Genomic DNA, 18,489 nt, shown 5'->3' with positions numbered 1-18,489 from the left:
CGTCTCCTGGCGTCGGTTTGCCTCGGGGGGCGTTGGGTGCGTATGGTGGTAGATCGTTTGATCCCATTTGCCCGGCGCCACTGCAGAGCGCGCCGTGTGGCGCGTACTCTCCCTTGCCGTGGCGGACCGCATTGAGGCGGTCGTGAGCGATTCACGGAGTTGACGGGCGCGTGCCGAAGAGACTCCGGAAGGTTTCGCATTCGCATGTCCGTGTCCAGTACTGATCAGATCGTCATGCCCGAGAACGACAACGAGCTCGTGGACGTGACGACCGAGGTCACCGAGGCCGTCGAGGCCGCTGACACCACCCCCCAGATCACCTTTGCCGACCTCGGCCTCCCCGAGGGCATCGTGCGCAAGCTCGCACAGAACGGCGTCACCACCCCCTTCCCGATCCAGGCCGCGACCATCCCGGACGCCCTGGCCCGCAAGGACATCCTCGGCCGTGGCCGCACCGGCTCCGGCAAGACCCTCTCCTTCGGCCTGCCGACCCTGGCCACGCTGGCCGGCGGCCGCACCGAGAAGAAGCGGCCGCGTGCCGTCATCCTCACGCCGACCCGCGAGCTGGCCATGCAGGTGGCCGACGCCCTGCAGCCCTACGGCGACGTCCTCGGCCTGAAGATGAAGGTCGTCTGCGGCGGTACGTCCATGGGCAACCAGATCTACGCCCTGGAGCGCGGCGTCGACATCCTCGTCGCCACGCCCGGCCGCCTCCGCGACATCATCAACCGCGGCGCCTGCTCCCTCGAGGACGTGCAGATCTCGGTCCTGGACGAGGCCGACCAGATGTCCGACCTGGGCTTCCTGCCCGAGGTCACCGAGCTGCTCGACCAGGTCCCGGCCGGCGGCCAGCGGATGCTGTTCTCCGCGACCATGGAGAACGAGATCCAGACGCTCGTCGACCGCTACCTGAACAACCCCGTCTCCCACGAGGTGGACGCGGCCCAGGGCGCGGTGACGACCATGTCGCACCACATCCTCATCGTGAAGCCCAAGGACAAGGCACCGGTCACCGCCGCGATCGCCTCCCGCAAGGGCCGCACGATCATCTTCGTCCGCACCCAGCTGGGCGCCGACCGCGTCGCCGAGCAGCTGCGCGAGGCCGGCGCGAAGGCCGACGCACTCCACGGCGGCATGACCCAGGGCGCCCGCACCCGGACGCTGGCCGACTTCAAGGACGGCTACGTCAACGTGCTCGTCGCGACCGACGTCGCCGCGCGCGGTATCCACGTCGACGGCATCGACCTGGTCCTGAACGTGGACCCGGCCGGCGACCACAAGGACTACCTGCACCGTGCGGGCCGTACCGCGCGTGCCGGTCGTACGGGCACGGTCGTCTCGCTGTCCCTGCCGCACCAGCGCCGCCAGATCTTCCGCCTGATGGAGGACGCCGGCGTCGACGCCGCGCGCCACATCATCCAGGGCGCCGGCGCCTTCGACCCGGAGGTCGCCGAGATCACCGGCGCCCGCTCCATGACCGAGGTCCAGGCCGAGTCGGCGGGCAACGCCGCCCAGCAGGCCGAGCGCGATGTCGCCCAGCTCACCAAGCAGCTGGAGCGCGCCCAGCGCCGGGCCACCGAGCTGCGCGAGGAGGCCGACCGGCTGGTCGCCCGCGTCGCCCGCGAGCGCGGCGAGGACCCGGAGACCGCGGTGGCCGAGGCCCAGGCGGCCGCGGCCGAGGCCGTGGTCGAGGCGGCCGTGGCCCAGGAGCCGGCGGAGCGCAAGACCGAGCGCGAGGAGCGTCCGGCGGGTTCGGCGCCGTACGAGCGCCGGGAGCGCCGTTCCTTCGACCGGGACCGTGGCGAGCGCGGCGAGCGGGGTTTCGAGCGCCGTGACGACCGTGGTGACCGCGGTGGCTTCCGCCGTGACCGTGACGAGCGTCGCCCCTTCGACCGTGACCGTGGCGAGCGTGGCTTCGAGCGTCGTGACGACCGTGGTGACCGTGGTGGTCGTTCCTTCGAGCGCCGTGACGAGCGCCGGCCGTTCGACCGTGACCGTGGCGAGCGGGGTTTCGAGCGCCGTGACGACCGCGGTGGCCGTGGCTTCGAGCGTCGTGACGACCGTGGTGACCGTGGCGGTCGTTCTTTCGAGCGCCGTGACGAGCGTCGTCCCTTCGACGGCGACCGTGGCGGCCGCTCCTTCGAGCGTCGTGACGACCGCGGCGGCTTCCGCCGGGACGAGCGCGGTACTGCCGGGCACCGGGGCAGCGACCGTCCGTTCAACCGTGAGCGTCGTGACGACCGCCCGGGCTTCCTCCCCCACTCTCGACGTCCCTCGAGCGGGGGGACCCCCACCGCCGGTCACGACCGCCCCTACGGCCGTCGTGACGACCACCGCGGCGGCACCGGCTCCTTCGGCCGCCGCGACGACAAGCCGCGCTGGAAGCGCAACGGCTGACGAACATGAGTGACCGGCACCCTCGCCGGTGACCGAACACGGCTGCGGGCCCCGGGACATCCGGGGCCCGCAGCCGTTTCGCTGTCAGCAGGTGGACAGGGGGGAGCGGATCGCGTGCCGGGTGCGCTGCAGCCGCAGGGCGAGCTGCACCTCCAGCGCCCGCATGGGTTCCTGCCAGGTGGAGCCCAGCAGATCGGTGATCCGTTCCAGGCGCCGGGAGACGGTGTTGGGGTGCACATGGAGGGCCTCGGCGGCCCGGCGGGGGCTGCCGCCGGACGCGAACCAGGCTTCCAGGGTGTGGACCAGATCCGTGCAGTGCCGACTGTCGTAGGTGATCACCGGGCCGATCGTGGTCTGTACGAAGGCCGTGATGTCGGGGCTGTCCGCGAGCAGCAGCCCGAGGAAGCCCAGTTCCTGTGCCGAGGCGCTGCCCCCGTCGGTGCCGAGTGCGGTCAGCGCCTCCAGACAGCGCCTGGCCTCCTGGTAGGTGCCGTGGACCGAACCCGGATGCGCGACCGGCCCGGCCGAGCCGACCGTCACCCGGCGGCCGGTCACCGTGGACAGCTCGGCGGTGACCGCCCGCCCCGCGTCCCCCGAGTCCGTACCGGGGACGAGCAGCACCAGGCAGTCGTCCACGATGGTCTGCAGTCCCGCCATGCGGTGGGCGTACGACGAGGCCCAGACCAGGGCCCGGCCGCTCGCCCCGCCGTCCGGCCGCGCGATCAGCACCACGTGCGGGTCGTCGAGGGCGACGCCGAGGCGCCGGGCGTGCACCGCGAGCTGTTCGGGCGCGCGGGGCGAGTCGCCGATCAGGTCCTGGAGCAGCCGGCTGCGGCCCCCGTCGGGGGACGTCTCGACACCGGTCTGGATGCGCAGCAGGACCGCGGTGGACTGGGCCGTGGCCCGCAGCAGCCGGAGCTGGTAGTCGATGGCTGGGCCGTCCGCGGCCAGGATCAGGGTGCCGAGCACCTCGCGGCCCGCGGTGGCCGGACACAGCCACAGGCCGTCCGCCGAGCGGATCGGGGCGAGTTCGGTATGGGCGTCCAGGGTCCGCTGGAAGAGTTCCGCCTCGTCGAAGTCCGGGAAGCCCTCGGTGACCGCGAGGGTCCGGCCGGTGGCGTCGCGCACCATCAGGGCTCCGCCGAGTTCGGCCGCGGCGCGGGCAGCCACCTCGTTCAGTCCGTGGCCGCTCAGCACCATGTCGATGAGCCGGGTGTGGACGCCGCTGACCAGACGCTCCGTGGTGGAGGAGTCCAGCGCGCGGGACACGTCGAGTTCCAGTTCGCTGAGCTCGGACCGGGTGTGGGCGAGCAGCCGGGCCTTCTTGATGGCCAGCGAGGCGAGGTCGCCCAGCGAGGACATCAGCGTGATCTCGTCGGGCGTGAGGTGGCGCACCGAGCGGTCGGCGCCGTAGAGAGCGCCGAAGGTGTCGCTGCCCTCCTTCAGGGGCACCGCCATCAGACCGTGCAGGCCTTCCGCGGTGACCACCTCGTCGGTCGGCGTGGAGTGCGGGAAGCGGTCGTCGGTGAGGTAGTCGGCGGTCCAGAAGGGCGCGGAGCGGTCGAACGCCGCGTTGCCGACGCCGCCCTGGGCAGGGACCACGAACCCCGGGGTCATGGTGGAGGCGTGGCCGTCGGATATGCGTACGTAGGAGCGGCCGTCGACGGGGTCCCTGAGGGTGATCCACGACATGTCGAAGTTGAGGAGCAGCCGGGCCCGGCGGGTGATCACCTGCAGCAGCGCGTCGACCTCGTAGGGGAGGGTCAGTTCCCGTGCGGTGTCCACGAGTGCCGCGAGGGCGGCCTCGCGCTGCTGGCGGCGGGCGAACAGGCCGTGGATGTCCAGGGCCAGGGACCGCGCGCGGTCGAGGAGGGCCAGGGACGCGGCCGGCACCGGTTCGCCGGAGTCGGGGGGCGGTTCGAAGCGGTGGGGCGGAGCCTCGGTGGCGAGCAGTTCGAGAAGTCTGAGTAGTTCGTCCTGTACGAAGTCGTCCGTGTGCCGCATAGACCTCACCCCCAGTTGATCTGCGGCGCCTGCGGCGCGTGGCTCTGCCGAGCCTTCGCGAACCTAGATTGCGTGCACGACAGGCGTCAACGATGGCTTGAACCAGTACCCTTGAGGCGACCTTTGGCCGAAACCACATGCCAGAGCCTGCCGCACGGTGACCGGAGCACCGCCCGGCCGGTGTGCAGCGGTTATCGCTGCACATTCCCCCGTCGTGTTCGGTAACCCGACAATAAGCCCTGACAGCGTGCCGGGAAGGGAACGGCGCCGCGGTCACGGAGCGTCCGGCGGGGGGGCAGGGACATGTCGGGAACGCAGAGTTTCGTACGGTCGCTGGAGCGCAGCAGGTTGTCGCTGACGCGTCCGGACCGGCCGGCCGAGTTCGAGCTGTTGGGCTTGCGATGGAATCTTCTTGACGAAGTGTTTGCTCCGGTCTTCTCGCCGTCGACCGCGGTGGCGCTCGATCTGCTGGGACTCGCCGAGGCGGGTCCGGGCGACCGGTCGGGCTCGTTCCTGGAGATCGGCTGCGGGACCGGGGTCGCCGCCGTGCGCAGCGCGCTCGCCGGGTGCGAGCGGGTGGTCGCCGCCGACGTGAACCCCCGGGCGGTCGAGAACGCGGCGCTCAACGCCGTGCGGCACGGAGTGGGGGACCGGGTGCGGGCCGTGCGGAGCGATCTCTTCTCCGCGCTTCAGCAGGAACGTTTCGACATGGTCTTCTGGAGTTCCAACTACGTACGCGCGCCCGAGGACTACACCTACCGGTCCATGCACGAGCGGGCCTATGTCGATCCGGGCTACCGCACGCACCGGCGCTATCTGGCCGAGGCCCCGCGGATGCTCGCCCCGGGCGGCCGGGCGCTGCTGCACTTCAGCAGCCGCGGTGTCCGCGGGGAACTGTACGAGATGGCCCGGGAGTTGGGCCGGGAGCTGCACGTGGTGCGGTCCGTGGAGCTGGTGGAGCAGGAGTACGGCGCCGACGCCGTCGAGCACCTGCTGCTGGAGATCCGCGTCGCGGACAGCGGTGACGGTCGCGACCGACCGGGCCGGATGTCCGGGTGATGACCGCCGAGCGCGCGATCCGGACCGGCTCAGCGGTTGGCCTGCCGGCCGCCGGGGCGGGTGCCGGTGCCGCGCGGGAGGGCGGCCCCGTGACCGCGGGGGTGGGGTTCTTCCGCCCCGGTGCCGGTCGCTCAGGGAGCAGTTGGACGCGGGCACGGTGGAGCGGGGAGCGATCGCCGGGGTCCGACGACGGGGGAAAGTGGTGCCGTGGTGACCCTGTCCGGGCGGGACGCCTTTCGCAGTGAACTCACCGAGGTCGCCGGGCGGGACCGCCGGGTGGTCTGTCTGGAGACGCGGGCCCGCAAGAAGGATCATCCGTTCGAGGCGGCCCACCCGGACCGCTTCTTCTCGCTGCCGAACGTGGGCACGGTGCTGACCCAGATGGTGACGGGCCTGCGGGCGGCCGGGTTCAAGCCGTTCGTGGCGGTCACGCCGGGCCCGGCGGAGGGGCGGGCGGTGGCGCCCCGGTCGTTGTGGCGCGACTGCCTGGAGGCCGGGGCGACCGTGGTGATGTCGCCCGAGGGCTTTCCCGACGGGTACGACGAAGTGTGGCGGATGTCCGGTGTACCGCTCGCGATGCCCTGCGGGGAGGAGGAGACACGGGCGGTGGTGCGGCACGCCGCGCGGTCCCCGCTGCCGCACTGTCTGGTGCTCGGGGAGGGGCCGGGGACCGATCTGTCCTGGGAACCGAGCGAGCCCTCGCCGGCCACGGCGCGGTTGATCTCCGTCGGTGAGGACGGCACCCGGCTGGCGCTCGCCGCGCGTGCGGCCGCGCCCGGACTCGGGCACGCACACCTCGTCTACCTGGACGATGTCCGGCTGTCCGCCGCGGCCGTGGAACTCGCCACGTGGACGGGGAAGTCGGTGGTGACCGCGGCGCCCCGGCTGCTGGAGCCGGTGCTGGAGGCGCTGCGGTCGCGGTTGCCGGGGGACGCGGTGCTGGGCGTGCCGGCGCCGCTGCGGGCCGGGCGCGCGGACGTGGAGCAGGTGCTGGCCGCTGCCGCGGCGTAGCGGGTGCCTCGGCTTCGCCTTCCGCCCCCATGTGTGTGCCCACCCGCACCACCCGTGCGGCCTTCGTCGTCGGGTGCGGGTCCCCCCCGTGGGGCGGAGCGGGCGTCGGCGGCCGCGGATGCATGTGGGGGCGGTGAGGGGGGCGGTCAGCCGTCCACGTCCTCCAGGAGGCGGGACTGGGCCAGGGCGTAGGCCAGTTGGGCCCTGCTCTTGCTGTTGAGCGCCTCCGACGCTCGGCCTATGTGGGTGGAGACGGTGCGGGCGCTGATGCCCAGGCGCTTGGCTATCGCCGCGTCGGTGTGGCCCTCGATCATGAGGCGCAGGACGGTGCGCCGGGTCTCGTCGGTCATCAGCGGGGGGCGCGCCTGCTCCTGGGTGATGCTGAGGGGTTCCGCCCGCTGCCAGGCGTGGTCGAAGACGGTCGCCAAGTAGTGGACGATCGCCGGGTGTTCGACGGTCAGGGCCGTGGTCCTGAGGTCGTGCCGCGGGTCGGGGATGAAGGCCGTCCTGCGGTCGAAGATGATCAGGCGGTCGAAGAGTTCGTTGAGGGTGCGTACCTCGACGCCGACCGCGGTGACCTGCTCGATGTAGGCGAGCGTGGGGCCATGGGTGCGCACCGAGTGCTGGTAGAGCGTCCGCTGGCGGATGTCCCGTTCGGACAGTTCCAGGGTGCGGCGCAGTGCCTTGCTGAGGAGTGCGGTGGCCCGGCCGCCGCCGGGCTGGGCGGTCAGGAGTTCCGTGCGGCAGGCGTCGGCCGACTTCTGCAGCGCCGCGCTGATGACGTCCTCGCCGTGCAGCAGACGGATGTCGGCGGAGGCGGTGCCCTGTTCCTCGCGGTAGACGTCCTCGGCAGCGCTCAGTGCCTCGCGGACGGCCGCCACGGCCTGCTGCTGGACGAGAATGGCGCGCTCGATGGGGCGGCAGAACTCGCTCACCGCGATGTCGGGCGGCACCACGCCCATGATCAGCGGGTTTTCGGCCAAGGGTCGCATGAGACCCAACTCGACGAGGCAGTCCGGTACATCGCCATCAATCGGACCTTTTGAGAGCGCTTCCCGGTAACGGGCCAGACCTTCGTCGCAGAGCCTGATCACATTGGTATGGGAGAGATTGTCCGACTTCCTGCACATTCGTTCCCCCTTCAGAAATGCGCAATGCGCGATCACGAGGCTACCAAGCGAAGAAATCCGGCTGCTGGCTGCGGCATGCTTCTTGCGGCGGAGGCGACAGCGCCTATCAGCCATCTGGGAGGGAATCCACATGAATTCCATGGGAACGACCGCCAAGCGATTCAGCGCGATATTCGCCCTCATGCTCCTCCTCGGACTCGGCGCCCAGTCGGCCGAGCAGGCCCTGCACGGCAAGCCGGTCGTCCAGACGGCCAACATCCCCGATCACGACCCGGAATGGGGCTGACCGAAGGCTCGGGGGACGTCCGACGAACTCATAGGGGGAAAGCGAACGTGCCTCGTCGGAATCCGGAGACCGTAGGAATCATTCTCGCGGGCGGCAGGGGCGAGCGGGCGAAGCCCATCACTCTCGAGTCGTCCGACTACATTCGCAGCAAGGCTCTTATTCCGTTCGTCGGAAGGCGACTCATCGAATGGGTCGTCGAAGCCTGCCGGGACCAGGGCATCCGCCGCTTCTACGTGGTCGCCCACGGTCTGGAGAACCGTAACCAGATCAAGCTGCTGCTGGGCCACGGCGAGCGGCACGGAGTGGACGTCAGGTACTCCCGCTCGCGCCTCGACCGCTACAACGTGGGCTCGGCCGGAGCCACGCTCCACAACCTCGAACAGTGGGACCTGCAGGGCCAGGCCCTGGTGCTGCCGGTCGACTCGCTCTTCGACTTCGACCTGCGGGAGCTTCGGGCCACGCACGAGGCGCGCGGCGCCGTGGTGACGGTGGCCGCGGTGGAACGGACGGCGCGGGAGATCGCCGGCAAGTACGGGGTGATGCGCACCGACGCACGGGGGCTGGTGACGGGCTTCGTCGAGAAGCCGGCCGCCGCCCGGCTGCGCGAGCTGTTCCCGGAAGCGGTCGCGGACGAGCGGGCGACACTGCCCACCAACGCCGGGATGTACCTGGTGGACTGCGGCCGGCTGCGGCTGCTGGCCCGGGAGCCGGAGCTGTTCCGGCAGTCCCACCAAAGGCTCGACTGGGGCGGGGACCTGCTGCCCTGGCTGGCCGGACACGACCACCCGGTCGCCACCCATGCCATCGGCAGGCTCGGCGACCTGGGCAACGTACAGGACTATCTGCACACGCTGCGGCTCGTGCTCGACGGCGCGTACGAGCAGATGAACCGGCTCATGGCGCGGTCCGGGCAGGCCGGAGCGCAGGGCTGGATCCACGAGAGCAGCCTGCTGACGAAGGACGACCTGACCGGCACGACCCTCGCCCAGAAGATCGAGGAGGGGTCGGTGCTGATCGGCCCCGGCGTGCGCATCGGTCACGACGTCGAGATCGGGCCGGGCGTGCGGCTGGAGCACACGGACGTCGGCGACGGGGCCGAGATCCGTGAGGGCAGCACGCTCGTCCGCTCCGCCGTGGGCGAGTCCGCGGTGATCGGCGCCCACGCCGACCTCTCGGAGTCCTACGTCGGACCGATGGCGGTGATCCATTCGGAGCGTGGCCGGCCCACCCGGCTCGAAGGGCACACAGCGATCGGCGACGGGGCCGTGCTGCGTCCCGGGTCCCGGTTCCGCGGGGTCACCGTCTATCCGCGGCTGAGGGTGCCCACGCTGACCGGCGTGCCCGCCGCGACCGAGCTGACGAGCGCCGACGACGTCCTGCGCTGGGTGTGACCCGGCCGGGGACGACAGGCCTCAACACATAGGGGGAATCATGCACATGCACGGCCCCGTAGCGGTGATCGGCGGAGCGGGACGGCTCGGCTCCCTCGTGACCAGGAGACTGGCCGAGGCGGGCGAGCGGGTCCGCGTGGTGAGCCGGCACCCGGAGCGAGGAGCGACCCCGCCGCCCGGCACCGAGCTGCGGCAGGCGGACGTACGGTACGCGGACACGCTGGGGCCCGCGCTGCACGGTTGTGCCGCCGTGGTGTTCAGCGTGGAGCCGGGTACCGCCGACTCCGGTCCCGACAGCCCGGAGACCACGGTCTGCAGCGGAGTGCGCAACGTGCTGGCGGCGGCCGCGGAGTCCGCGCTGCGGCCCCGGTTCGTACTGGTGAGCCAGATCTTCGTGACCCGGCGCGAGCACCCGATGAACGCCTACGGGCGGCTGCTGGACTGGCGGCTGCGCGGCGAGGACGCGGTACGGGACTCGGGTTTCGCCTACACGGTGGTGCGGCCCGGCTGGCTGACCGACGACGGCAGCGCGGGCGCGGGTGTCCGGCTGGAGCAGGACGACCGCGGCGACGGCTGGGTCTCACGCGCCTCGGTGGCCGAGGCCTGTGTCCGGGCGCTCGGCTCCGCGGCGGCCGCGGGCCGCACGTTCGAGGTCTACAACGAGCCGGGCGCGGCGCCCACCGACTGGGATCCGCTGTTCCGCAGGCTGACCCCGGACCCCCTGCCGGCCCTGCGCCCGTAGCGCCACGGCCCCGGCTGCGGGCCGTACGGACGACGTGGCGGGCCCACCCCCGACCGCCCGCCCCGTCCCACACCCGTCGGCTTCCCCCGGCCGGCGGGCCCCTGCCGGGGCCGGCGCCCCGGCGGACGCACACCGCGTCCGCGGCGCCGGCCCCGGGCGAAGAACCTCACGTATTCCAGAGAGGGCTGAGTCATGCCCGGCGAACGTCAAGTCGTGGAGTCCGCCGAGATTTCCGAGAACGTGGTCTCCGAGATCATTTCCCGCACGTTCAGATCAATTCCGCGCAGTGACCAGAGGCGTTGGGGCGAGCTTTATGTGAGAGGCCTGCTTTCGGTTTCCGGCAGGAAGACGATGCGGGCGATCGCCGACGGCGCCGGCGGCGGAGTGGAGCAGAGCCTCTACCAGTTCATCACCAAGTCCCCGTGGGCCGCCGAACCGGTCCGCCGGGAGCTGGCGGACCTGCTGCTGCGGCTGGAGCCGCGCGCCTGGGTGGTCCAGCCCCTGGTGATCGCCAAGGTGGGGCAGCACTCCGTGGGCGTGGAGCGGCGGTGGGTCTCGGAGTTCGGACGGGTCGTCAACTGCCAGCAGGCGATCGGGGTGTGGCTGGCCGCCGACCGGGCTTCGTGTCCGGTGGACTGGCGGCTCGCCCTGCCGGAGAGCTGGGCGGGCGAGGCGGCGCTGCGGCGCCGGGCCTGCATCCCGGAGGACGTCGGCTCCTGCCCGCCCGAGCAGTGCGCGGTGGAAGCCGTGTCCGCGATGGCCGGGGACTGGGGTCTGCCGCACCGGCCGGTGGTGATGGACCTGCGGGAGAGCGACACGTACGGCATCTGCTCGGTGCTGCTGGAGCGCCGTATGCCCTTCGTCGTCCGGATCGACCCCGCGGCCCGCGGACTGGCGCTGCGGGCGCTGCGGCCCGCGCCGCGCCCGGGACTGCCGGAGCCGGTGTCCGAGGCCACGGGCACGCCGTGCCCGCCCGGTTCGCCGCTCGCCCTGGTCCCGGAGCTGAGCCGGCAGTGCCTGCCGGTGGAGTGGTACGACCACGAGGCGGACGCCCTGCGGGCGACGTCCGTCGGCGCCGCCCGGGTCCTGCTGCGCCGGACGGGCCCCGATGCCCCCCGGCCGGTCCCCGCCGACCAGCAGGAACTCATCCTGGTCGGCGCCTGGCGGGATCCGGGGCGGCGCACCCCCAGCGAGTACTGGCTGTCGAACCTGCCGCAGTCCCAGCTCGGCACGGTCTACCGCACCGCCATGCTCGCGGGCCGGGTCACACGCGATCTGACGGGGGTCAGCGAGGGGCTCGGCATCCGGGACTTCGAGGGCCGTTCGTTCCGCGGCTGGCACCACCACATGACGATGGTGTCGCTGGCCCACGCGGCCACGGTCCTGTCCACGGCACCGGGCGCCGAGTCCTGGCCGCCGCCGGTGCGGATGCCGGTGCCGCACGAGCGGGTGGGGGTGCGGGCCGCATGAGCGTTCCTGTGGACGCGGGATGGAAGCGGGCGCCTGCCGGAAGCGGCCGGTTGCCGGGCGGGTGCCGGTTCGTGGGTGTGGGTGCCGGAACCGGATGGTTGCCGCGTGGATGCCGAACCGTGGGTGTGCGTACCGGGGGCCGGCCGTTGCCGGTGGGGATGCGGGTGTGGGCGGGGGTGTGGGGCGGATGAGCGTTCTTGTGGACACGGAGCTGGAGCGGGTGCGTGCGGCGCTGGACGGGCTGCTCGAGGCCTGGCTGCCCGGCCGGCGCTGGTTCGCGGGCAAGGACACCGGGACTCCGGCCGTCACCACCCGGCTCCTGGAGCGGGTGCTGCCGGGCGATCCGGCGCTCCTGGTCGCGGTGTTCGACACCGGCGCCGACGGCCCGTACCAGGCGTTGATCGGGATGCGCCGGGGGCCCGCCCCGGTGCCGTCCGAGGCGGTGATCGGCCGCACGACCGCACCTGGCGGGCCGGCCCTGACGCTGTACGAGGCCACGCAGGAACCGGAGTTGATGACCAGGCTGCTGGAGCGCTTCGGCGCCGACGAGCAGGGGCCGGTGCGCTTCGAGCGTCTGCCCGGCAGCGAGCTGCCCTTCGGGGTGCCCGGAGTGGCGAGCACGGCGGAGCAGTCCAACACCTCGGTGGCCTTCGCCGACCGGGCGATGTTCAAGGTGCTGCGCCGGCCCGTGCCCGGGACCAGCCCGGAGCTGGAGCTGCTCGGCGCGCTGCAGCGGGCCGGCTCGGTGCCGAGCGCGGCGCCGCTGGCCCAGGTGCGCACCACGGGCGAGTCCCCGGTGGGCGCCTTCACGCTCGGCATCGTGCAGGAGTTCGTGCGCTCGCGCGGGGACGGCTGGGCGGCGGCCACCGGCCAGGCCCGCGCGTGCCTGGCGGCCGGGCGCGGCACCGAGGCGCCGCTCGGCGGCTTCGCCGAGGAGTCGTACGCGCTGGGCCTGGCCACCGCCCGGGTGCACACCGCCCTCGCCGAGCAGCTCGGCAGCCGGCCGCTCACCGGGCCGGAGAGCGCGGCCCTGCTCGACCTGCTGGGCGAGCGTCTGGCGGAGGGACTGCGGTCCGTGCCCCAGCTGTCCCCGTACGCGGCCGGGTTGTGGGAGCTGCACGAGGAGCTGCGCACCAGCGTCCTGGGCGGCCGGGCGCCGCTGGTCCAGCGGATCCACGGCGATCTGCACCTGGGACAGGTGCTGCGCACCGAACAGGGCTGGGTGCTCATCGACTTCGAGGGCGAACCCGGACACTCGCCGCAGGAACGCCGCCGGCCGCAGCCGGCCCTGCGCGATGTCGCCGCGATGCTGCGCTCCTTCGACTACGCGGCCCACCACGCCCTGACCGAGGTGCTGGACCGCCCGCCGGCCGAGACACCGCCCGACGACCCGCACGCGGCCCGGCTGGCCCGCCGGGCCACGGCCTGGGCGGTGCACAACCGGCAGGCGTACTGCGCCGGTTATGCCGCGGGGGGCGGCCAGGACCCGCGCCGCGACCCGCTGCTGGTGCGTTCCTTCGAGGCGGACAAGGCCGTCTACGAGGCGGTGTACGAGGCCCACAACCGGCCCGAATGGCTGCCCATCCCGCTGCTCGCCGTCCGCCGGCTGACCGAAGAAATCCAGCAGCAGAATTGAAAGTTCAGGAAGTCCGCGACCGCTCTTTGTCGGTGAGATACGGGCCCGCTGAAGATGTGACACGTTCGCGAAATGTCAAGAACGGGAGATTCGATGGTTCATCAGTCCCGGACGAATTCAAAATCATAATGCGAAGGGTGTGACCATGTCCGACACCGTCAACTTCACGTTCTCCGACACCATCGCGGGCCGGGTGGCCGGATTCGACCGCGAGGCGCGCGTCTTCACCCTCGTCACCGCGGACGGCCGCCACTTCGACGTCTCGCTGGACGGCGGGCCCGGCGCGGAGCTGCTGCACAACCTCGGGGAGCCCTACCAGGACGCCTCCGGCCACATCGACTCACTGCTGGAGGAGGGCCGCTACGTCCTGGCGTACGGCATCTTCTACCCGCAGGCGGACGGGCTGCGGTTCGAGGCCAAGCGGCTGATCTTCACCGGCCGGCAGACGGACGACCACCGGTTCGAGGAGGCCGGCTGGTGGATCCGGCAGATCCGTGAGATAGCCGGCTTCTACCGCAGGGCCCAGTTCGGCGACGGGCCGGTCGACTTCTCGCGCTACCGCACCGAGATCCGGCTCAGCGGTGACAAGACCGCGAGCCACGTCCAGGAGACGGACACCATCTCCCGGCTGGTCTACGGCATGGCCTCCGCGTTCCTGCTGACCGGCGACGACGAGTACCTGGAGATCGCCGAGCGGGGCACCGAGTACCTGCGCGAGCACATGCGGTTCGTGGACGCCGACGAGAACGTCGTGTACTGGTACCACGGCCTCAAGGTCGACGGCGACATCGAGACCAAGCTGTTCACCTCGGAGTTCTCCGACGACTACGACGCGCTGCCCGCCTACGAGCAGATCTACGCGCTGGCCGGCCCGATCCAGACCTACCGGATCACCGGCGACCCGCGCATCAAGGCCGACGCGGACGCCACCATCCGGCTCTTCGACCGGTTCTACCTGGACCCGGAGCACGGCGGCTACTTCTCGCACATCGACCCGATCCTGCTCAGTCCGGAGCACGAGTCGCTCGGCCCCAACCGGGCCCGCAAGAACTGGAACTCCGTCGGCGACCACGCACCGGCCTATCTGATCAACCTGTACCTGGCCACCGGTGAGAAGACCTACGCCGACATGCTGGAGTACACCTTCGACACCATCGTCGGCCGCTTCCCCGACCCCGAGCACAGCCCCTTCGTGCAGGAACGGTTCCACAAGGACTGGTCCCACGACACCACGCACGGCTGGCAGCAGAACCGCGCGGTCGTCGGCCACAACCTCAAGATCGCCTGGAACCTGCTGCGGATGCACTCGCTGCGTCCCAAGCAGAGCTATCTGGAGCTGGCCACCGCCCTCGGCGAGACCATGCCCGAGTGGGGCGCGGACCGGCAGCGCGGCGGCTGGTACGACGTGGTGGAGCGGATCCGGGTGGCCGGCGAGGACCGGCACCGGTTCACCTGGCACGACCGCAAGGCGTGGTGGCAGCAGGAGCAGGCGATCCTCGCCTACCTCATCCTGCACGGCATCACGGAGCGCGCGGACTTCCAGGGCGAGGCCCGGGACGCCCAGGCCTTCTACAACGCCTTCTTCCTCGACCACGACGAGGGCGCCGTCTACTTCAACGTGCTCGCGAACGGGCTGCCGTATCTGCTCGGGGTCGAGCGGCTCAAGGGCAGCCACTCGATGTCGATGTACCACTCGGCAGAGCTGTGCTACCTCGCGGCCGTCTACAACAACCTGCTGCTGGGGGGCAGCGCCATGGACTTCTGGTTCAAGCCCGACCCCGCGCTGATCGAGGGCCGGGTGCTGCGTGTGGCGCCGGACCTGCTGCCGCGCGGATCCGTACGCATCGAGTCCGTCGAGATCGACGGCGAGCCGCACAGCGCCTTCGACGCCGAGGGCCTGCTCGTGCACCTGCCCGAGACGTCCGGGCGGGTCAAGGTGAAGGTCCGGCTGGCCCCGGTGGCCCGGACGGAGGTGGCGGCATGACCGTCAAACTCAGCTCCCGCACCGAGGGCGACACCGCGGTCGTCGTCCTCGAAGGAGAGATCAACTCCACCACGTCCGGCGGGCTCCAGGCCCAGCTGCTGCCGTTCGTCGGGCAGGGCAGCCGGCTGCTGATCGACCTCAGCGGGGTCAGCTACGTCTCCAGCGCGGGCCTGCGCACCCTGCTGATCGTGCACCGCAGGGCCCAGCAGCTGCAGACCGCGGTGATCCTGGTGGGCCTGTCGGAGGAGGTCCGGTTCGTGATGTCCGCCACCGGGTTCCTGGACTTCTTCCAGATCGAGGAAGACCTGGACGCCGCACGGGAACACACGGGCCGATGACCGTCCAGGAGACACGTGAGCGCGTCGACGCGTTCCCCACCCGCCGGATCGGCGGCTACCGGGTCCGGGCCGGACGGCCCTTCCCGTACGGCGCCCATCCGGTACCGGGGGGAATCAACTTCTCGGTCTACTCCGACCGGGCCACCGCGATGCGGCTGGTCCTCTTCGAGCGGGGCGCCCGCGGGCCCGTCGCCGAACTGGAGTTCCCGCCGGAGTTCCGCATCGGCAGCGTGTACGCGATGACGGTCTTCGACCTGGACGCGGAGAACCTGGAGTACGGCTTCCGCGCCGACGGCCCCTTCGACCCGGCGGCCGGCGACCGGTTCGACCCGGGCAAGGTGCTCAGCGACCCCTACGCCCGGCTGGTCTCCGGCCGGGACGTGTGGGGGCGGGAGCCGGACTGGCACGACGTCTACCCCTACCGCGCGAAGGTGCTCGACGACGACTTCGACTGGGGCGACGACACTCCGCTCAACATCCCCACCGAGGACCTGGTCGTCTACGAGACCCACGTCCGCGGCTTCACCCGCCACCCCTCGTCCGGGGTGAGCGCCCCGGGCACCTACGCCGGTCTGCGGGAGAAGATCCCCTATCTGACGGACCTCGGCGTCAACTGCGTCGAGCTGCTGCCGGTGTTCGAGTTCGACGAGCTGGACAACCCGCGCACCGACCCGGCCACCGGCGGACGGCTCCACAACTACTGGGGCTACAACACCGTCTCGTTCTTCGCGCCCAAGGCCGGGTACGCGGCCACGGGCCGGTTCGGGATGCAGGCCGACGAGTTCAAGACCCTCGTCAGGGAGCTGCACCGGGCCGGCATCGAGGTCATGCTCGACGTGGTGTTCAACCACACCGCCGAGGGCAACGAGCACGGCCCGACCATCTCGTTCCGCGGCCTGGACAACGCCACGTACTACATGCTCACGCCGCGGGGCGAGTACTACAACTTCAGCGGGACCGGCAACACCGTCAACTGCAACCACCCCGTGGTGCGCGACTTCGTGCTGTCCTGTCTGCGCTACTGGGTGGCCGAGTACCACATCGACGGCTTCCGCTTCGATCTCGCGGCCATCCTCGACCGGGCGCCCGACGGCACCCCGCTGCCCAATCCGCCCCTGCTGGAGCAGCTGGCCCACGACCCGATCCTGCGCCACACCAAGCTGATCGCCGAGGCCTGGGACGCGGCCGGCCTCTACCAGGTGGGCGCGTTCCCGAACTACGGCCGCTGGTCGGAGTGGAACGGCCAGTACCGGGACACCGTGCGCCGCTTCGTCAAGGGCGAGCCGGGCCTGGTCGGCGAGCTGGCCACCCGGATGGCCGGTTCCCCCGACCTGTACCGGGGCCGCACCGCCTCGGCGTCGGTCAACTTCGTCACCGCGCACGACGGATTCACCCTCAACGACCTGGTGTCGTACAACGACAAGCACAACGAGGCCAACGGGGAGGACAACCGCGACGGCGGCAACGACAACCACAGCTGGAACTGCGGCGAGGAGGGGCCCAGCGCCTCGGCGCACGTCCGGGACCTCAGGACGCGCCAGATGAAGAACCTGCTGGGCATCCTCCTCACCAGCCAGGGCGTTCCGATGGTCCTGGCCGGGGACGAGGTCGGGCGCACCCAGCTCGGCAACAACAACGGCTACTGCCAGGACAACGAGCTCTCCTGGTTCGACTGGGGGCTCGTCGAGGCCAACGCCGAACTGCTGGAGTTCTCCCGGCGCCTGATCGCCTTCCGGCACGCCCACCCGGTCCTGCGTTCCGCCGACCATCCGGTCGGCTCCGACCGGGTCGGCAGTGGTTACCCCGACATCAGCTGGCACGGGGTACGCGCCTGGCACCCGGACTGGTCCACGCACAGCAGGGTGCTCGGGCTGATGCGGTGCGGCCGGCACGCCAAGGGCGGCACCGTCGCCGACGACCACGTCTACATCGCGGTCAACGCCCACTGGGAGTCGCACGACCTGGAGCTGCCCGGCCTGCCCGAGGGACAGGCGTGGCATCTGTTCGCCGACACCTCTCTCGCCGCCCCGCACGGCCTCGCCGAGGTCGGCGGCGAGCCCGAGCTGCACCATCCCGGCCGCTACCACCTCGGCCCGCACGCGCTGGTGATCCTCGTCGGCCGCGACCGGCGCACCGGCTGACCCGCCGCACGCACGCCTCGCAGACGCATGCCTCGAGACGGAGGCCTCACAGAAGGAGAGCTGTTCATGTCGTTCGACGGAACGCTGAGTGTGACCGAGGGCACCGCGACCATCGAGATCAAGGGCGAACTCGACGCGTCCACCGCGCCCCGCTTCCACGACCTGGTCGACCGGGCCGCCGAGCAGGGCGCGGTGCGGCTGGAGATAGACGCCCGACACCTCGACTTCCTGGCCAGCGCGGGTCTGCGCTCCCTGGTCTTCGCCCGCCAGAAGATGGGCGACGAGGTGCGCATCGCCGTGATCGGGGCCACGGAGCCGGTGAGCCGGACCATCCGGCTGGCGGGCTTCGACCACAGCATCGAGCTGATCGACGCCTGAGAGGGGCGCAAGATGGCGATCGACTCCGGAGCCGCCTCGGCCGGACCCACCGCCGGACAGAAGTGGTGCGAGGCGGGCTGCGCCGGTCAGCCGCTCGCCGGGACCACGGCGGGGCTGAGGATCGCGGCCGACCTCGAATCCCTGGACCTGGTCGCCCGGTTCGTCCTCGAACTCGGGCGGTCGGGCCGGCTGACCAGCAGCGAGACCTACCGGTTGCGGCTGGCCGCCGACGAGCTGGCGACCAACATCGTCATGCACGGCTACTGCGGGGCACCGGGCGACATCTGCGTGGACGGCGGGGTCACCCCGGAACGGGTGTGGGTGCGTTTCTCCGACGACGCCCCGCCCTTCGATCCCCGCGGCGGCATGAAGGCGCCCGATCTGGAGGTACCGCTGGCCCGGCGCGCCGTCGGCGGACTCGGGGTCTTCCTGGCGCTGACGGCGGTGGACCGCTTCGACTACGAGCTGGTGGCGGGGCGCAACGTCAGCGTGCTGACGATCCACCGCGACCACCACGGATAG

General features: G+C 71.5%; 15 protein-coding genes. 13 read left to right on the top strand and 2 right to left on the bottom strand.

Annotation, left to right across the window (positions count from 1 at the left end):
- Positions 1 to 204 precede the first annotated feature (204 nt).
- The gene (locus tag FB157_RS37265) at positions 205 to 2,397 is read left to right on the top strand and encodes a DEAD/DEAH box helicase (protein ID WP_145885159.1); all 2,193 of its coding nucleotides are present in this window, start codon (positions 205 to 207) and stop codon (positions 2,395 to 2,397) included.
- 84 nt (positions 2,398 to 2,481) lie between these two features.
- Here FB157_RS37265 and FB157_RS37260 read toward each other — a convergent pair whose 3' ends face one another.
- Positions 2,482 to 4,401 (bottom strand): helix-turn-helix domain-containing protein, encoded by a 1,920-nt coding sequence (locus FB157_RS37260; RefSeq protein ID WP_145885158.1) that lies wholly within the window; start codon positions 4,399 to 4,401, stop codon positions 2,482 to 2,484.
- Between the two features lie 303 nt (positions 4,402 to 4,704).
- On the opposite strand from FB157_RS37260, the gene FB157_RS37255 reads away from it, so the two are divergent.
- Together FB157_RS37255 and FB157_RS37250 are read left to right on the top strand one after the other, a co-directional pair.
- A complete protein-coding gene (locus tag FB157_RS37255) occupies positions 4,705 to 5,460 on the top strand; it encodes a methyltransferase domain-containing protein (protein WP_145885157.1) in 756 nt (251 codons plus the stop codon).
- Between the two features lie 207 nt (positions 5,461 to 5,667).
- A complete protein-coding gene (locus FB157_RS37250) occupies positions 5,668 to 6,471 on the top strand; it encodes a transketolase (RefSeq protein ID WP_145885156.1) in 804 nt (267 codons plus the stop codon).
- 146 nt (positions 6,472 to 6,617) lie between these two features.
- On the opposite strand, the gene FB157_RS37245 is transcribed toward FB157_RS37250, so the two are convergent.
- Positions 6,618 to 7,463 (bottom strand): helix-turn-helix transcriptional regulator, encoded by an 846-nt coding sequence (locus FB157_RS37245; protein WP_261386780.1) that lies wholly within the window; start codon positions 7,461 to 7,463, stop codon positions 6,618 to 6,620.
- 268 nt (positions 7,464 to 7,731) lie between these two features.
- Between FB157_RS37245 and FB157_RS47695 the strand changes: the two genes are divergently transcribed.
- From FB157_RS47695 to FB157_RS37200, 10 genes are all read left to right on the top strand, one after another.
- Complete coding sequence (locus tag FB157_RS47695) at positions 7,732 to 7,887, top strand: hypothetical protein (protein WP_186581861.1); 156 nt, start codon at positions 7,732 to 7,734, stop codon at positions 7,885 to 7,887.
- A 47-nt stretch (positions 7,888 to 7,934) separates the two neighbouring features.
- Entirely contained in the window at positions 7,935 to 9,278 is a 1,344-nt protein-coding gene (locus FB157_RS37240; RefSeq protein ID WP_261386779.1) for an NDP-sugar synthase, read from the top strand.
- Positions 9,279 to 9,324: 46 nt separating this feature from the next.
- A complete protein-coding gene (locus FB157_RS37235; RefSeq protein ID WP_145885153.1) occupies positions 9,325 to 10,020 on the top strand; it encodes an SDR family oxidoreductase in 696 nt (231 codons plus the stop codon).
- A 192-nt stretch (positions 10,021 to 10,212) separates the two neighbouring features.
- On the top strand, positions 10,213 to 11,490 hold the full coding sequence (locus tag FB157_RS37230) for a transposase (RefSeq protein WP_145885152.1): 1,278 nt from the start codon (positions 10,213 to 10,215) through the stop codon (positions 11,488 to 11,490).
- Positions 11,491 to 11,677: 187 nt separating this feature from the next.
- Positions 11,678 to 13,126, top strand: coding sequence for a maltokinase N-terminal cap-like domain-containing protein (locus tag FB157_RS37225; protein WP_145885151.1), 1,449 nt, complete (start codon positions 11,678 to 11,680; stop codon positions 13,124 to 13,126).
- Between the two features lie 145 nt (positions 13,127 to 13,271).
- Positions 13,272 to 15,110, top strand: coding sequence for an AGE family epimerase/isomerase (locus FB157_RS37220; protein ID WP_145885150.1), 1,839 nt, complete (start codon positions 13,272 to 13,274; stop codon positions 15,108 to 15,110).
- Positions 15,107 to 15,448, top strand: a complete 342-nt coding sequence (locus FB157_RS37215) for an STAS domain-containing protein (RefSeq protein ID WP_145885149.1) — start codon at positions 15,107 to 15,109, stop codon at positions 15,446 to 15,448. Before FB157_RS37220 ends, FB157_RS37215 begins: the two co-directional genes overlap by 4 nt.
- Positions 15,445 to 17,589 (top strand): glycogen debranching protein GlgX, encoded by a 2,145-nt coding sequence (gene glgX, locus FB157_RS37210; RefSeq protein WP_145885148.1) that lies wholly within the window; start codon positions 15,445 to 15,447, stop codon positions 17,587 to 17,589. Before FB157_RS37215 ends, glgX begins: the two co-directional genes overlap by 4 nt.
- Before the next feature lie 66 nt (positions 17,590 to 17,655).
- Entirely contained in the window at positions 17,656 to 17,967 is a 312-nt protein-coding gene (locus FB157_RS37205) for an STAS domain-containing protein (RefSeq protein WP_145885147.1), read from the top strand.
- Between the two features lie 12 nt (positions 17,968 to 17,979).
- Positions 17,980 to 18,489 carry an ATP-binding protein gene (locus FB157_RS37200; RefSeq protein WP_145885146.1) on the top strand — a complete coding sequence of 170 codons (510 nt, stop codon included), beginning with the start codon at positions 17,980 to 17,982 and terminating at the stop codon, positions 18,487 to 18,489.

This window comes from Streptomyces sp. BK340, from assembly GCF_007827595.1.
Classification (GTDB): domain Bacteria; phylum Actinomycetota; class Actinomycetes; order Streptomycetales; family Streptomycetaceae; genus Streptomyces.
This window is presented reverse-complemented; position numbering and strand designations above follow the sequence as displayed.

Bases quoted from the DNA above. Each gene is read 5' to 3' on its own strand.
- FB157_RS37265 (WP_145885159.1), top strand. From the start codon at position 205: ATGTCCGTGTCCAGTACTGATCAGATCGTCATGCCCGAGAACGACAAC.
- FB157_RS37260 (WP_145885158.1), bottom strand. From the start codon at position 4,401: ATGCGGCACACGGACGACTTCGTACAGGACGAACTACTCAGACTTCTC.
- FB157_RS37255 (WP_145885157.1), top strand. From the start codon at position 4,705: ATGTCGGGAACGCAGAGTTTCGTACGGTCGCTGGAGCGCAGCAGGTTG.
- FB157_RS37245 (WP_261386780.1), bottom strand. From the start codon at position 7,463: ATGCGACCCTTGGCCGAAAACCCGCTGATCATGGGCGTGGTGCCGCCC.
- FB157_RS47695 (WP_186581861.1), top strand. From the start codon at position 7,732: ATGAATTCCATGGGAACGACCGCCAAGCGATTCAGCGCGATATTCGCC.
- FB157_RS37235 (WP_145885153.1), top strand. From the start codon at position 9,325: ATGCACGGCCCCGTAGCGGTGATCGGCGGAGCGGGACGGCTCGGCTCC.
- FB157_RS37230 (WP_145885152.1), top strand. From the start codon at position 10,213: ATGCCCGGCGAACGTCAAGTCGTGGAGTCCGCCGAGATTTCCGAGAAC.
- FB157_RS37225 (WP_145885151.1), top strand. From the start codon at position 11,678: ATGAGCGTTCTTGTGGACACGGAGCTGGAGCGGGTGCGTGCGGCGCTG.
- FB157_RS37220 (WP_145885150.1), top strand. From the start codon at position 13,272: ATGTCCGACACCGTCAACTTCACGTTCTCCGACACCATCGCGGGCCGG.
- FB157_RS37215 (WP_145885149.1), top strand. From the start codon at position 15,107: ATGACCGTCAAACTCAGCTCCCGCACCGAGGGCGACACCGCGGTCGTC.
- glgX (WP_145885148.1), top strand. From the start codon at position 15,445: ATGACCGTCCAGGAGACACGTGAGCGCGTCGACGCGTTCCCCACCCGC.
- FB157_RS37205 (WP_145885147.1), top strand. From the start codon at position 17,656: ATGTCGTTCGACGGAACGCTGAGTGTGACCGAGGGCACCGCGACCATC.
- FB157_RS37200 (WP_145885146.1), top strand. From the start codon at position 17,980: ATGGCGATCGACTCCGGAGCCGCCTCGGCCGGACCCACCGCCGGACAG.